The 1,309-nt window shown below is 65.4% G+C and carries 1 protein-coding gene; it reads right to left on the minus strand.

What is annotated here, in order from left to right; genetic code table 11:
- Window positions 1-1,277: cation:dicarboxylate symporter family transporter (locus HFV08_RS31010; protein WP_168543888.1), on the minus strand; the 1,277-nt coding region annotated here is incomplete at its 3' end.
- Between the last annotated feature and the right edge of the window lie 32 nt (window positions 1,278-1,309).

Genomic DNA, 1,309 nt, shown 5'->3' on the forward strand with positions numbered 1-1,309 from the left:
CCGTCCGGGCCGTCGGCGGCGGCCTTGTCGAGCCTGCCGTAGTCGAAGGGCGCCCTGCCCGCCAGGACCTCACGGACCCGGCCCTTGTCGATCTCCTTGGTCCACGTCCCGACCAGCAGCGTCGCCACCGCGTTGCCCGCGAAGTTCGTCAACGCCCGCGCCTCACTCATGAACCGGTCGATCCCCACGATCAGACCCACCCCGTCCAGGAGTTCGGGCCGATGCGACTGCAGACCACCCGCCAACGTCGCCAGCCCCGCACCCGTCACACCCGCCGCACCCTTCGACGCGATGATCATGAACACCAGCAGCGAGACCTGCTCACCCGCACTCAGCGGATCGTCCATCGCGTTCGCCACGAACAACGACGCCATCGTCAGATAGATCGCCGTCCCGTCCAGATTGAACGAATACCCCGTCGGCACGGTGATCCCCACCACCGGCTTACTGACTCCCAGATGCTCCATCTTCGCGATCAACTGCGGCAACGCCGACTCCGACGACGACGTCGACAGGATCAACAAGAACTCCCGCCCCAGATACGCCAGCAACCGGAAGATGTTCACCCCCGTCACCAGCTTCAGCAACGTACCCAGCACCACGACCACGAACAGCACACACGTCGTGTAGAACCCGATCATGATCACCGCGAGCGAGGTCAGCGCATCCGTCCCCGTCTCCCCCACCACCGCCGCGATCGCCCCGAACGCACCGATCGGCGCCACCCACATCACCATCGACAGAATCCGGAACACCAACCGCTGGACGTGCTCGATCCCCCGCAGCACCGGACGCCCCGCATCACCAAGGGCCTGCAACCCGAACCCCACCAGCAACGCCACCAGCAGCGTCTGCAGCACCTCACCCGCCGTCAGCGCCGACACCAACGACGTCGGAATGATCCCCAGCAGGAAATCCGTCGTCGACTCACTCGCACCCTCGGCCTGCGCCTCACCCGCACCACGCACCGCCTCGGTGATATGCAGACCACTGCCCGGCTCAAGGAGATTGCCGACCACCAGACCGATCGCCAGAGCCACCGTCGACATCACCATGAAATACACCAGCGCCAGACCGCCGACCGCACCGACCTTCGCCGCCTTGCGGACCGACCCCACCCCCAGCACGATCGTGCAGAAGATGATCGGCGAGATCATCATCTTGATCAGATTCACGAACCCGGTACCGATCGGCTTCAACTCCACCGCCGCATCAGGCCAGATGAAACCCACCGCGATACCCGCCGCCACCGCGACGATCACCGCCAGATACAACAGATGAGTACGGGCGCGTCCCGCACCGGGCGCGG

Origin of the sequence: Streptomyces physcomitrii (genome assembly GCF_012273655.1) — a bacterium.
GTDB lineage: Bacteria > Actinomycetota > Actinomycetes > Streptomycetales > Streptomycetaceae > Streptomyces > Streptomyces physcomitrii.